This is a genomic window from Streptomyces sp. NPDC088762 (genome assembly GCF_044750905.1).
GTDB lineage: Bacteria > Actinomycetota > Actinomycetes > Streptomycetales > Streptomycetaceae > Streptomyces.
Genome location: NZ_JBIVKT010000001.1, coordinates 744,072 through 756,687, shown reverse-complemented (window position 1 = coordinate 756,687; position 12,616 = coordinate 744,072). Strand labels below are relative to the sequence as shown.

Sequence of the window (12,616 nt, the reverse complement as noted above, 5' to 3'; positions counted from 1 at the left end):
ATTACGAACACCACGTGAACATGCTGAAATCCGACAGAGCACCTACGGACCGGGATGCATGTCAGTCCCGGGGCGGTCCTCCGTGACCGAACGGCGGGGAGCGGTTCGACCGCTGGACGCCGGGCGTACGGGATCCAGTCAGTCGGACTCCGTGTACCCGAAGGAAGACAGCCATGAGCAAGCACGTCCTGGGCCAGAACCAGTACGGCAAGGCCGAGAACCGCATCGTCAAGGTCACCCGCAAGGGCAACGACGGATCCTGGCACGAGATCCGCGACCTCAACGTCTCGGTCGCGCTCCGCGGTGATTTCCGTGACGTCCACCTGACCGGCGACAACGCCAACTGCCTGCCGACGGACACCACCAAGAACACGGTGTACGCCTTCGGCAAGGAGCACGGCATCGAGTCCCCCGAGGCCTTCGGCATCGCGCTCGCCAAGCACTTCGTCTCCTCCCAGTCGCCGATCCGCGAGGCTCAGATCCGCATCGAGGAGTTCGCGTGGGACCGCATCCCGGTCCCGACCCGCAAGGAGCAGCACTCCTTCGTCCGCAAGGGCCAGGAGGTGCGCACCGCGCAGATCACGTACAGCGAGACGACGGGCCTCCAGGTCATCTCGGGTCTGAAGGACCTGACGGTGATGAACTCGACGAACTCCGAGTTCCACGGCTACATCAAGGACAAGTACACGACCCTGAAGGAAGCGTACGACCGCATCCTGGCGACCAAGGTCACCGCGCGCTGGGCGCACTCGGCGCTCGCCGCGGACGACACCTCCTACGACTGGGACCAGTCGTACAAGAAGGTCCGCCGGAACATGCTGGAAGCCTTCGCGGAGACGTACTCCTACTCGCTGCAGCAGACCCTGAACCAGATGGCCGAGCGGGTGCTCGACAACTGCCCCAAGGTCAACGAGGTGCGCCTCAACCTCCCCAACAAGCACCACTTCCTCGTCGACCTGGAGCCCTTCGGCCTCAAGAACGACAACGAGGTCTACTTCGCGGCGGACCGCCCGTACGGCCTGATCGAGGGCACCGTCCACCGTGAGGGTGTGCAGCCGGTGATCGCGACCTCCGACTGGATCGTCGCGTAACGGCCCTCTTCGCAGGACCAGTTCGGCCCGGACCGCGTCGCGGGGTCCGGGCCGCACTGTTGTGTCCCGCCCTGCGGAGTCACTGGCCCACGAGGAGGTTCCAGCGGCCCGCGCGCCCGGTGAGCGTGGTGACCGACTCCGGGCGGACGTCCAGCCGCCAGAAGGTGGCCGCGGGCAGTTCCAGCGCGTGCACCACGGCCGCCCGTACGACGGCCTGTTCGACCTCGGCCCGGTGCGTGGCCGCCGCCAGCCCGTCCAGTTCCGCCCCCACGCGGGCGATCAGGGCCGCCACCGATTCGCCGCCCGGCGGCGCGTAGTGGGGGTCCGTCAGCCACGCGTGCACGGCGGCCGGATCCGCCGCGGCGACCTCGTCCAGGGTCCGTCCCGCCCACTCGCCCGTGTCCAGGCCGCGGAAGCCCTCGTGGCCCGGACACGGCGCCCCGTGACCGAAGCGGTCGGCACGTCCCGGTGCGGCGTGCGGGAGTCTCACGAACCGGACTCGTACCAAGGGGGTCTTCATAAGGGGAGCGTAAGCGCGGTACGGTCTCGGACGACATAACTACATGACGACGGTACGACGGAAGCATCGGTGAGAATCCGGCACGGTCGCGCCACTGTGAACCCTCCCGGAAGGGGGAGGCAAGTCAGACCCGCCGCCGTCGTCGCGAGCACCACTGACCGGGACGCGTGTTCCCTCTGGAGGTACTGCCATGGCCCACTCCGCCGTGCCCGCTTCGGCTCCCGCCGTCGCCCCGATTTCGCTCTCCGCGCTCGCCCCCTGGGCGGCCTTCGTCGCCGTCCTCATGCTCGTCCTGCTGTACTTCGTCGGCATCGAACAGGGTGCCACCGCGGTCTTCCAGGGCGAGAACGTCCACGAGTGGCTGCACGACGGCCGCCACCTCCTCGGATTCCCCTGCCACTGATCGCGCATCGCTGCCGCAAGGGAACCGAACCGTGAACCCTCTCTCCCCACGCGTCCTGCTTGTGCGGGGCATGCTCGCCGGCCTGCTGGCCGGCGTGGCCGCTTTCCTCGTCGCGTACCTCCTCGGTGAGTCCAAGGTGGACGCGGCGATCGCCATCGAGGAGGCCGGCCACCTCGCGGCCGGCCACGACCACGGCGAGGAGGCCCCGGTCAGCCGGGCCCTCCAGGCCACGGCCGGGCTCGGCACGGGCGTCCTGCTGTACGGGGTCGCGCTCGGCGGGATCGCCGCGCTCGTCTTCTGCTTCGCCCTGGGCCGCATCGGCCGCTTCGGCCCCCGGGCCACGGCGGCCCTGGTCACCGGCGGTCTGTTCGTGACCGTCACGCTGGTGCCGTTCCTCAAGTACCCCGCCAATCCGCCGGCCGTCGGAGACCCCGACACGGCCGCCCGGCGGACCGCCCTCTACCTCCTGATGATCGCTCTGAGCGCGCTGCTCGCGGCCGGCACGCTGATCCTGGGCCGCCGGCTGGCCCCCAGGCTCGGCAACTGGAACGCGTCGGTCGCCGCCGGCGCGGCCTTCGTCCTGGTCGTCGGGATCTCGTACGCGGTGCTGCCCGCCATCAACGAGGTGCCGGAGGACTTCCCGGCCGCGCTGATCTGGCAGTTCCGCCTCGCGTCCCTGGCCATCCAGGCCGCGCTGTGGACGACTTTCGGCCTCGTCTTCGGTTATCTAGCCGAACGCGCCCTTGTGCCGACCGCCGCACCCAAGGAGGCTGTGCAGCCGACCAGTTGATGAAGAGGGGGCCGGTGGTACATGCCGACGGCAATACGGGAGTGGCGCGGCTGGACGGGCGCGGCCCCGTTCTGGCTGAGCTCGTTCCTGCTGCTCCTGGCCCCCTTCACCGCGATCACGCTGTTCGGTCAGATCGGCGTGATCGCGGCCTTCGCCGCACTGGGCGGCCTGGCCCGCCACCTCTGGTTCGGCGACTACGGCCACCCGGCCGTCCACCTCGCCGCCGCCCTGATGGGTACGGCGGCGGCTCTGATCGCGGTGTGACGGCCCACGGGGTCCCGCCCGCGCGCTGCCGGGGCCTCGGGCACCGTGGCCGGCGGCAACAGCCCTCACCCGTTCGGGCGTAGCGGCCCGCGCCCGCGGTCCGCGCCGGGCGCACCGCTGCCAGCTGGGCAGACGGCCGGATCGCGGCACGACACGCCAGTGACGTTCTGTCAGTCCCGCGTGTTTCACGGAGTGCGGACGGGCCGTGGAGGTGTCCACTGCTCACAGGACCCGGCCGCACGAGCCGGACAGAAGGGAATTCCATGCCTCGCGCCTCGGCGGAACCGTCCAGCGGCGGCTGGGGGAAGGTGGCCGCCGTACTGGCGGTGGTCCTGCTGGCCGGCGGCATCGGTGCGCTGCTCCGTACCGAGGGGGCCAAGCCCGTGGCCGCGGCCACCGACGACGCGCTGCCCTCGCGGGCACTGGGGCTGTCGGACCACCGCCGTCTCGTGCGGCAGCTGGAGGAGTCCGGCGAGCACCGCCCCGGCCAGGGCGCCCGATCGCCGAGGACGGCCGCCGGTCCGCTGCGGGGGGTCACGCATCCGCTGCGGCCCGCGGCGCCGCTGCGGCTGCGCATCCCGAGCCTGGGCGTCGACGTACCGGTGGCGGCCGACGGCCGCGGGGAGGTCGCCTGGGACGAGGGCAGCCCGGCGCCGGGTGCGGAGGGCACCGCCGTCATCAGCGGCGCGCGGCTGCGCCTGTCCGGGCTCCAGCGGGGCCGCACCATCGAGATCCCGCGCGCGGACAGCCGCACCGCCGTGTTCACCGTGGTACGGATCTCTCCCGGCCAGGCGAGCGGCCGGGAGGACCGGGCCGGGCGGGCCCAACTGCGGCTGGTCGGCGGCGAAACCGCCGTGCTCGCCCGGCTGACCGGGCAGCGGCGCGGCCGCTGACCGTCAGCCGTGGGGGGTGACTTCGTCCCCCGGTCGGGGGCTTCTCGCAGCCGTTACGGGAGTCGCCCGGCGTGTCGGGGCACACCCCTCGCATGAGCGGGAGGCAACACGCACGGACGGCACTGACCAGGGCCCTGACGGTGGCCTGTGTCGTCCTGCTGTGCGTGTTCGGTGCCGGTCCGGCGGCCGCGATGGCCGCCGAGTCCCGGCCCTCCTCCACCGCGCCGGCCGAACCGACCGAGGGCCAGTCCGACCCCGGCCCGGCCGACCCCGAGGTACGGGCCGCCGTACGGACGCTCCCGCGTGCAGTGCCCGGCGTACGGCAGACACCGCTTCCGGTGTTTCACGTGAAACAGGCGGATCCGGCGCAGTACTCGGGCCCCCCGTCGCAGGCGGCCGAGCCGGCGCTGTCCCTGCGGACGGTGCGGAGTGTGGTCCTGCGCTGCTGAGAAGGCCGAGCAGCGCAGATCCCCCACACCCCCTTGAGCACCGTGAGGTTCCGTCATGCCCATCGACCCGTACGCCGCCCTGAACGCCATGCTCCGCGCCGAAGCGGCCCGCTTCACCCCGCCGGTCCGCCAGGCCGATCCGGCCGAGGCCGCCGAGTCCGAGAGCGAACCACAGCAGGGCGCCGGCCCCGCTCCCGCGGGCTCGGCCGCGTAGCCGGAGGATCCGGACTCCGCGGGCATGCGTCGGCCCGGCCGCAGGTGCGGCCGGGCCGACCGGCGGGCTCAGTCCTCGCGGGTGTAGTAGCGGTAGAACGCGACCCCGCCGACACCCAGGGCCACGAAGAGGCCGATGACGCTCGCGCTGAGCACGGAGGAGTCGGTGAGGCTGTGCAGGTAGCCCACGGCGATGCCCGCGAAGACCCCGTACGCCGTGGCGTGGACCTCGCGCTTCAGCCGCGGTCCGACACGGGCCAGGGCGAACACGCAGGCGGCGAAGATCGCGCCGCACAGGATCCCGTAGAAGACGTTCCCGGCGTCGACGGGGCCCATCTGGCGCTTGATGAAGGCGGCCCAGACCCCGTAGACGAGTCCCATGAGCAGCGGCCTGGTGAAGTCGCTCCTGCTCAGGTGGGTCATGTCCGCCATCTGCCGGTGCTGCCGCCGCGAGGCGGTGGGTGCCGCATGTGCCATGACGGGCTCCTCTCTCCCATCATCCAGGGCACACCCGCCACCCACGGGCGGCAAGTGGATCACCCGGGCGCGACGGGCGCGCCGATCGCGCGGAGCACGCCGGGCGGAGCGGGGTGCCACACGGGGGCACCGTACGGAGGTGCCGCACCACCCACCCGAACCAACACTGCTGGCGCGGGCCCCCGTCTGCGCATTCCCTGGTGACGTGCGCACCATCCTGTCGGCTGTACTCATCGCGCTCGTGGCCCTGCTGGTGCCCGCGAGCGCCGTCGCGTACTGGGCCGACCGCGAGCTGGGGGACGCCGACCGCTACACCGCCGTCATGTCCCCTCTCGCCCGCAACCCGGCCGTCCAGGACGTCGTCGTCACCCAGGCCGGCCGCGCCCTCGCCGGGCAGATCGACGCGGGCCCCTTCCAGGGCGGGGTGGACGCCCTGCTCGGCGAAGCCCTGCGTTCCTTCGCCGACACGCCCGCCTACCGCACCGCGTGGGACGCGGCCAACCGCGCCGCCCACACCGCCTTCCTCGACGCGCTCACCACCGGCCACGGCGATGCCCTGACCATCGACCTCGCTCCGGTCATCGACCAGGTCAAGTGGGAACTCGTCGCCGACGGCGTGCCCTTCGCCGACCGCATCCCCGTGACCCACCTCTCCGTGAAGGTCATGGAGTACGACAACCTCGCCGCGCTCCGGAAGGGGTTCCACATGCTGCAGGTCGCCGGCATCTGGCTGCCCGTACTGACCCTGGTCCTGGCCGCCGCGGCCATCGCGGTCGCCGTCCACCGGCGGCGCGCCGTCATGGCGACCGGGCTGGGGCTCGCGGTCGGGGCCGTACTGCTGGGGGTCGCCGTGGACGTGTGCCGGCGGCTGGCCCTCGAGGACCTGCCCGCCGACATCGACCGGCCGGCGGCCGGGGCGGTGTACGACGCCCTCACCTCGTTCCTGCGCACCACCGCCTGGGTGGTGCTGGCCCTGGGTCTCGCCGCCGCGTTCGGCGCCTGGCTGGTGGGACGGCTGCGCCGTACCCCATAAGCTCGGAAGGTACCAACGCACGCAGAACGACGCAGAAGAGCCCAGAACAACCGATCGGCAAGCGGCGGCACGCACGCCGGGGACACCTCCCGGCGGCAGCTGGGGGATCATGAGCACCGAACAGATACCGTCCGGGCGAACCAGGCAGCATCCGCTGGCCCCGCCCGCCTGGCTGCTCAAGGGACTGCGGCCGAGCACCGCGCCGATCCCCTGGGCCGCCGTACTGCGCGCGGCGGTCGCGCTCGCCGCGCCCCTCGCCGTCGGATTCGCCCTGGACGAGCCCGAGTACGGAGCGCTCGTCTCCATGGGCGCCCTCTCCGGGGTCATCGGCGACACCGCCGACGCCTACCGGATGCGGATCCTGAACATCGCCGTTCCGCAGCTCTTCGGAGCCGTCGGCGTCGCGCTGGGCACCCTGGTCTTCGGGCACGGCTGGCTCGCCGTCGGCGCCCTCACCCTCATCGCCCTGATCTCCGGGATGATCTCCTCCATCGGCACGGTCGCCTCCGTGGCCGGACTGCTGCTCCTCCTCAACGCCGTGGTCGGAGCCGGGCTGCCGCTGCCGCGGCCCTGGTGGACCGCCCCCCTGCTGCTGACCGCGGGCGGGCTGTTCGTCCTCCTCCTCACCCTGCTCGGCTGGCCGCTGCGCGGCCGGCAGCCCGAGCGCGCCGCCGTCGCCGCGACCTACCGGGCCCTGGCCGACACCCTGGAGGCCGCCGGCGGCCCCGCCTACGAGGAACGCCGCCGGCAGGTCACCCAGGCCCTGAACCACGCCTACGACCTCGTACTCGGCCGCCGGGCCCGGGTGCACGGCCGCAGCCCCGCCCTGGTGCGGATGCTGGCCCAGCTCAACGTGGTGATCCCGCTGGTGGAGGCCGCCCCCGCCGCGCACCTGCGCGGCCGGCCGCTGCCGCCGGAGATCCCGGCCGCGGTACGGGAACTGGCGGCCGCCGTCGAGGAGGGCCGCACCGGCGCCCCCGTCCTGGACCTGCCCGCCCCGCACACCCCGGCCGAACGGGCCGTCGACTCGGCCCTGCGGCACGCGGCGGCCATCGTGCACCTCGCCGAACCGGACCCCTACAACGTCGACGACCGGCTCGGCCGTCCCGCCGCCCTGCGGGTCCGGGCCCGGCGGGCGGTGCGGGACATGATGATGTCGCGGGCCTCCTGGCGGTACGGGCTGCGGCTCGCGCTGTGCATCGGACTCGCCCAGTGCCTGGTCTCCCTCGTCGAGGTCGAGCGGTCCTACTGGGTTGCGCTGACCGTCACCTTCGTCCTCAAGCCCGACTTCGGCTCGGTGTTCTCCCGGGCCGTCCTGCGCGCCCTGGGCACCGCGGCCGGGCTGGTCATCGCCGCCGCCGTGCTGTCCGAGGTGCCGCGCGGCTGGTGGGACGTGCCGGTCATGATGCTGCTGGCCGCCCTGATCCCCGCCTTCTCCGCCAAGGGGTACGCCTTCCAGACCGCGGCGATCACCCCGGTGATCCTCCTCCTCTCGGACCTGCTCAACCACCAGGGCTTCGACCTGATCCGCCCCCGGCTGCTGGACAGCCTGATCGGCTGCGCCATCACGCTGCTCGCGGGCTACCTGCTGTGGCCGGAAAGCTGGCGCACGCGGATCGGGGACCGGCTCGCCGACACCGTGGAGGATGCCGCGCGCTACGTGGAGCGGGCGTTCGGCGCCCATCCCCCGACCGAGGCGGGGCTGCGGGCGGCCCGCACGGCCCGCCTGGCCGCCCGGCGGCGGATCTACCGGGACCTGTCGGGCGTCCGCAGCGAGTTCCAGCGGGCGCTCACCGAACCGCCGCCGACGGGCGCGCGGGCAGCCGCCTGGTGGCCGCTCGTCGTCGCCGTCGAACGCGTCGTGGACGCGACCACCGCCGCCCGCGTGCGCGTCAACCACGGCGCGGAGCCTCCCTCCCCGGCGGAGGTCGCCGCCATCACCGCCCGGCTCCGCTCCCTCGCCGAGGCCGTCCGCAGCAACGAAACCCCGCCCCGCGCCGCCCCGGTGGACCCCCCCTCCCCCACCTCCGGCGTCCTCGCCCCCCTCCACCAGGAGGTCGCGGCAGCCCGCGCCCTCACCCACCCGTAGGGGGCGTCCCGCCCCTGCCGCGCCGGGTCCCCCGGATGGGTGCGTGGCCGGGCCCCGGGCGCGGTGGCGGGGGAGCATCGGGGCATGCGCATGCGCTGCCACCGCGCCCTCGCCGGGACCGCCCTCACCGCCGCGCTCGCGGCGGTGACCGGCTGCGCCGACGTCCAGGGGCTGAGGAGCGAAGGCGACCTCGGCACCGTGCACGCCCCCCAGAGCCTGTGGAAGAACATCCGCCCCGCCCCGCCCGACCCCGGCCAGAAACCCGGAACGGCCGCCGTCGTGCCCGGCATCCCCAAGGTCGCCAACCTCAGCATGCGGGGGGTGAGCGTCCCGGCCGTCGTTCGCGCCGACCTCACCGCCGCCCTCGCCCAGGACGGCGGGACCGGCCGCCTCGTCGACCCCCGCGCCGTCGAGCGGCTCGCGCTCTGCACACAGGCTGTGGACGGCGGTCCCGGCTGCCCGGTGCGGCCCGGTGTCCTGCACGACCTGACCGGCAACGGCCGGGAGGAGCTGATCACCGCCCTCGACATCGACGGCCGCCTGAGCGAGCTGCGCGTCTACACCGTCCGGGACGACGGCTCCATCGCCCGCGTACTGGCCCGTCGCGCGGTCCTGGAAGGCGTCGAGGTGGCCGCCGAACACCTGGCGGTCCGCGAGCCCACCTCGAACCCGAAGTACGTCGCCGTCTCCGACTACGTCTGGGACCAGAAGGCCGGGATCATGAGCCTCTCCCAGCTCACCCTGGACGAATGCCCCGCCCTGTCGGACACCACCCCCACCGGCGACGGACCGCGATGCGCGCGCTGAGCAGCCTGCGCTGGAAGATCGCCCTCACCACCACCCTCGTGTGCTGCGCGGTCGCGGCCGCCCTGGGGATCCTCGTGCACAACGTGGTCGCCCGGCAGGTCGTCGGAGAGGTCCGCAAGGACGTGAACACCGAACTCGACCACGCCCTCGGCCACTACGAGTACGGCACCACGCACGGCGACGTGAACATCGCCCTCGACCCGCCCGACCTGCCCCGCCCCCTGCGCGACCTCGTCGCACGCGGCCGGACCGGCAGCATGGTCGGCGCGCACGACGACAGGCCCGTCATGTGGGCCGCCGCCCCCGCCGACAACAAGGCCCTCGCGGTCTGGATCCCGTACGAGAGCACCCGCCACCGGCTGCGGGACATCGACACGGCGATCCTCGCCTCCTCGCTGCTCGCCGCCGGGGTGGTGGCACTGGCAGGTCTGTTCCTCGCCAACCGCATCAGCCGGCGCCTCGCGACCACGGCCGCCGTGGCCCGCCGGATCAGTGCCGGGGACCTGGACGCCCGCGTGGGCTTCCCGGCCGGAGGGGGCCCCGACGACGAACGGCCCACCCGCTACCGCGACGAGGTACGGGACGTGGCGCACGCCCTGGACTCGATGGCCGGGTCCCTCCAGGAGCGGCTGGAGGCCGAGAAGCGCTTCACCGCGGACGTCGCGCACGAGCTGCGCACCCCCCTCACGGGCTCGCTGGCCGCGGCCGCGCTGCTGCCGGAGGGGCGTCCCAAAGAGATGATCAACGACCGGCTCAACGCCCTGCACCGGCTCACCGAGGACCTGCTGGAGATCTCCCGGCTGGATTCGGGTGTCGAACGGGCCGACCTGGCCCGGGTGGAACTCGGCCGGGCGGTACGGCGGGCGGTCGCCGCGACCCGGCTGGCCGCCGAGGTCACGGTGGTGCGGAACGCGACGGTGCTCACCGACCGGCGCCGGCTGGACCGGATCCTGGCCAACCTGCTGGTCAACTCGCACAAACACGGCCGGCCCCCCGTCGAGGTGACCGTGGAGGGCCCGGTGATCGTGGTCCGCGACCACGGACCGGGCTATCCGCCCGAGCTCATCCAACAGGGCCCGCAACGGTTCCGCACCGGCGATCCGGGCCGCGGTCGCGGCCACGGTCTGGGCCTGACGATCGTGGCCGGCCAGGCGGCGGTCCTGGAGATCGCGCTGGGCTTCACCAACGCCCCCGACGGGGGCGCGATGACCACCCTCCGGCTGCCCGTCGGCAGGCTGTCCGAGGGGAGTTGACCGGATTGGCCGCCCGACGGCGTGTTTCACGTGAAACACGCCGACATGCCCCTCGGGTCAACCGGCTCGGGTCAACCGGCTCGGTCAGACGCCGATGTTGCGGCCGTCCTTGCGCCAGACGGACACGACCGCCGGGCGCACGATCTTGCCCGGTCCGTCGGGCCACACCGACTGGGGCTTCTCGACGGAAGCGCCGTCGATTTCGCCCGGGTGCTGGACGGAGACCAGGACGCGCTTGTCCTGGACCAGCGGGCCGCAGGTCTCGGCGCCGCGCGGGACCGTCAGGAACTGCTTCAGCTCACCGCGGCGCTCACCGGCGGTCGCGACACCGAACAGGCCGTCGTGGGAGCCGAGCTGGTTGCCGTCCGTGGAGATCCACAGGTTGCCGTGCGGGTCGAAGGTCACGTTGTCCGGGCAGGAGATCGGGCTGACCTTGTCCTTCGGGAAGCCCGCGAAGTAGGTGGCCGGGTCGTTGGGGTCACCGGCGACCAGGAAGAGCCGCCAGGCGAAGGCGTCGCCGGCCGGGTCGTCGAAGTACTCGGCCAGCTCCAGGATCTGGCCGTGCTTGTTCAGGTTGCGCGGGTTCGCCTCGTCCGCACCGGCCTTGCCGGCCTTGCCGCGGTCGGTGTTGTTGGTCAGGACCACGTAGACGCGGCCGGTGCGCGGCGAGGGCTCGATGTCCTCGGGACGGTCCATCTTGGTGGCGCCGACCTTGTCACCGGCCTGGCGGGTGAAGACGAACACCTCCTCGGCGGTCATGCCCTCGACGTGCGAGACGTTGCCGGAGGGAGAGGCGGTGGCGAGCTTGATCCAGACGCCGGAGCCGTCGAACTCGCCGTCGGAGGGGAGCTTGCCGGAACCGTCGATCTCGGCGGCGGGGGTGTCACCGGTGAGCTTGGCGACGTAGAGGGTGCCCTCGTCGAGCAGCGTGAGGTTGTGCTCCTTCGCCGCGCGGGAGTTGCCCTTCTTCATCTGCTTCGAGGAGACGAACTTGTAGAAGTAGTCGAAGCGCTCGTCGTCGCCCATGTAGACGACGGGGCGCCCGTCCTCGGTCAGGCGGGGCTGGGCGCCCTCGTGCTTGAAGCGGCCGAGCGCGGTGCGCTTGCGCGGGGTGGAGTTCGGGTCGTACGGGTCCAGCTCGACGACGTAGCCGAAGCGGTTCGGCTCGTTGGGCTCCTGCGTGACGTCGAAGCGCTTGTCGAAGCGCTCCCACTTGCGCTCGGTCTCGCCGGTGCTCACGCCGTAGCGCTTCAGGCGCGCGGCCTGGGTGGCGTCGGTGACCTTGCCGGCGTGGGCGAAGTACTGGTTGAAGTTCTCCTCGCCGTGGAGGGTGGTGCCCCACGGGGTCGTGCCGCCGGAGCAGTTGTTGAGCGTGCCGAGGACCTTGGTGCCGGTGGTGTCGGCGGAGGTCTTCACCAGGGCGCTTCCGGCGACCGGACCGGTCAGGCGGAACTCGCTGGTGGCGGTGAGGCGGCGGTTCAGCTGGTGGCGGTTGACCGCGGTCAGCTTGCCGGAGCGGTGGTCCTCCTGGACCACGACCACGCCGAGGCCGTGCGCGGCCCAGGCGATCTCGACCTGCTCGCGGGTCGGGTTGGCCGGGTCGTAGCCCTTGAACATGAGGTTCTCGTCGGTGTACTCGTGGTTGGCCACGAGCAGCTGCTGTCGCGCGTACCTGTCGTCGAGCGGGAGCAGGCTCAGGAAGTCGTTGTTGTAGCCGAACTGTCCGGCCTGGGCGGCGGCGGTCTGCTGGTCGGGGTTGAAGCCCGGGGCGCCCTTGACGATCGGGTCACCCCAGCGGATGACCACGTTCTGGTCGTGGCCCTCGGGGATGGTGACCTGGTCGGCGGTGTTCGGCGCGACGGGCGTGAACCGCAGGCCGCGGGCGGCCCCGCCGCCCTGGCCCGCGCCGGCGGCCTCGGCCTCGCCGGCGGGGGCGGCGTTGGCGCTCTGGCCGGGGCCGCTCAGGGTGATGGCGGCGCCGCCGGCGGTGGCGACGGTGACGATGGCGGCGGTCCGCAGCATCGAGCGACGGGAGTACGCCTTGGCTATGACGTCGCCCACGTACTCGTTGTCACTGGTGTTCGGCACCTCGTGGAAGCAGGCGTCGCCGCAGCGGTAGCGGCAGGTGAGGGCGGAACGGCCGCCCCCATGCGGATTGCCGATGAGCGGCAGGAGCTTGCGCACGAGTGTCCTCCGAGTAGCTGCATGAGCGCCGACAACGTGTCGGAATCGATCCAGCGTGACGCTAGGGCCGGGTTGCGCCGAAGCGGCGGCGGAAGGATGAACGTCCGGTGAACCCGGCGCGTCGGGGCGGAAGTTCGGTGGACGGTGCGA

At 72.8% G+C, this 12,616-nt stretch carries 14 protein-coding genes; 11 read left to right on the top strand and 3 right to left on the bottom strand.

The genetic code is table 11. From position 1 onward, the window contains the following. Positions 1 to 173 precede the first annotated feature (173 nt). Complete coding sequence (pucL, locus tag ACIP5M_RS03465) at positions 174 to 1,091, top strand: factor-independent urate hydroxylase (RefSeq protein ID WP_401191306.1); 918 nt, start codon at positions 174 to 176, stop codon at positions 1,089 to 1,091. A gap of 79 nt (positions 1,092 to 1,170) precedes the next feature. Here the strand turns inward: pucL and ACIP5M_RS03460 are convergent, their stop codons facing one another. Next, positions 1,171 to 1,611, bottom strand: coding sequence for a histidine phosphatase family protein (locus tag ACIP5M_RS03460; protein WP_401191304.1), 441 nt, complete (start codon positions 1,609 to 1,611; stop codon positions 1,171 to 1,173). A gap of 190 nt (positions 1,612 to 1,801) precedes the next feature. On the opposite strand from ACIP5M_RS03460, the gene ACIP5M_RS03455 reads away from it, so the two are divergent. The 6 genes from ACIP5M_RS03455 to ACIP5M_RS03430 all read left to right on the top strand — a co-directional run bounded on the left by ACIP5M_RS03455 (position 1,802) and on the right by ACIP5M_RS03430 (position 4,624). Then, positions 1,802 to 2,014 (top strand): CbtB-domain containing protein, encoded by a 213-nt coding sequence (locus ACIP5M_RS03455; protein ID WP_215015957.1) that lies wholly within the window; start codon positions 1,802 to 1,804, stop codon positions 2,012 to 2,014. A gap of 31 nt (positions 2,015 to 2,045) precedes the next feature. Next, positions 2,046 to 2,804 carry a CbtA family protein gene (locus ACIP5M_RS03450; RefSeq protein WP_401191302.1) on the top strand — a complete coding sequence of 253 codons (759 nt, stop codon included), beginning with the start codon at positions 2,046 to 2,048 and terminating at the stop codon, positions 2,802 to 2,804. 21 nt (positions 2,805 to 2,825) lie between these two features. After that, positions 2,826 to 3,068, top strand: a complete 243-nt coding sequence (locus ACIP5M_RS03445; protein WP_401191300.1) for a hypothetical protein — start codon at positions 2,826 to 2,828, stop codon at positions 3,066 to 3,068. 263 nt (positions 3,069 to 3,331) lie between these two features. Continuing rightward, entirely contained in the window at positions 3,332 to 3,961 is a 630-nt protein-coding gene (locus ACIP5M_RS03440; RefSeq protein ID WP_401191298.1) for a hypothetical protein, read from the top strand. A 92-nt stretch (positions 3,962 to 4,053) separates the two neighbouring features. After that, positions 4,054 to 4,410 (top strand): hypothetical protein, encoded by a 357-nt coding sequence (locus ACIP5M_RS03435; RefSeq protein WP_401191296.1) that lies wholly within the window; start codon positions 4,054 to 4,056, stop codon positions 4,408 to 4,410. 55 nt (positions 4,411 to 4,465) lie between these two features. Then, positions 4,466 to 4,624, top strand: coding sequence for a hypothetical protein (locus ACIP5M_RS03430; RefSeq protein ID WP_401191294.1), 159 nt, complete (start codon positions 4,466 to 4,468; stop codon positions 4,622 to 4,624). A gap of 68 nt (positions 4,625 to 4,692) precedes the next feature. Here the strand turns inward: ACIP5M_RS03430 and ACIP5M_RS03425 are convergent, their stop codons facing one another. After that, on the bottom strand, positions 4,693 to 5,100 hold the full coding sequence (locus ACIP5M_RS03425; protein WP_401191293.1) for a hypothetical protein: 408 nt from the start codon (positions 5,098 to 5,100) through the stop codon (positions 4,693 to 4,695). 205 nt (positions 5,101 to 5,305) lie between these two features. Here ACIP5M_RS03425 and ACIP5M_RS03420 point away from each other — a divergent pair, with 205 nt between their 5' ends. The 4 genes from ACIP5M_RS03420 (at position 5,306) to ACIP5M_RS03405 (ending at position 10,282) form a co-directional block, all read left to right on the top strand. Then, positions 5,306 to 6,133, top strand: a complete 828-nt coding sequence (locus tag ACIP5M_RS03420; protein WP_401191291.1) for a hypothetical protein — start codon at positions 5,306 to 5,308, stop codon at positions 6,131 to 6,133. A 109-nt stretch (positions 6,134 to 6,242) separates the two neighbouring features. Continuing rightward, positions 6,243 to 8,222 (top strand): FUSC family protein, encoded by a 1,980-nt coding sequence (locus ACIP5M_RS03415; protein WP_401191290.1) that lies wholly within the window; start codon positions 6,243 to 6,245, stop codon positions 8,220 to 8,222. Positions 8,223 to 8,306: 84 nt separating this feature from the next. Next, positions 8,307 to 9,029 carry a hypothetical protein gene (locus tag ACIP5M_RS03410; protein ID WP_401191289.1) on the top strand — a complete coding sequence of 241 codons (723 nt, stop codon included), beginning with the start codon at positions 8,307 to 8,309 and terminating at the stop codon, positions 9,027 to 9,029. Continuing rightward, complete coding sequence (locus tag ACIP5M_RS03405) at positions 8,972 to 10,282, top strand: sensor histidine kinase (protein WP_401191287.1); 1,311 nt, start codon at positions 8,972 to 8,974, stop codon at positions 10,280 to 10,282. The genes ACIP5M_RS03410 and ACIP5M_RS03405 overlap by 58 nt, the downstream gene beginning before the upstream one ends. A gap of 84 nt (positions 10,283 to 10,366) precedes the next feature. On the opposite strand, the gene ACIP5M_RS03400 is transcribed toward ACIP5M_RS03405, so the two are convergent. After that, positions 10,367 to 12,466: a PhoX family protein gene (locus tag ACIP5M_RS03400; protein ID WP_401191285.1), complete on the bottom strand. Its 2,100-nt coding sequence runs from the start codon at positions 12,464 to 12,466 to the stop codon at positions 10,367 to 10,369. Between the last annotated feature and the right edge of the window lie 150 nt (positions 12,467 to 12,616).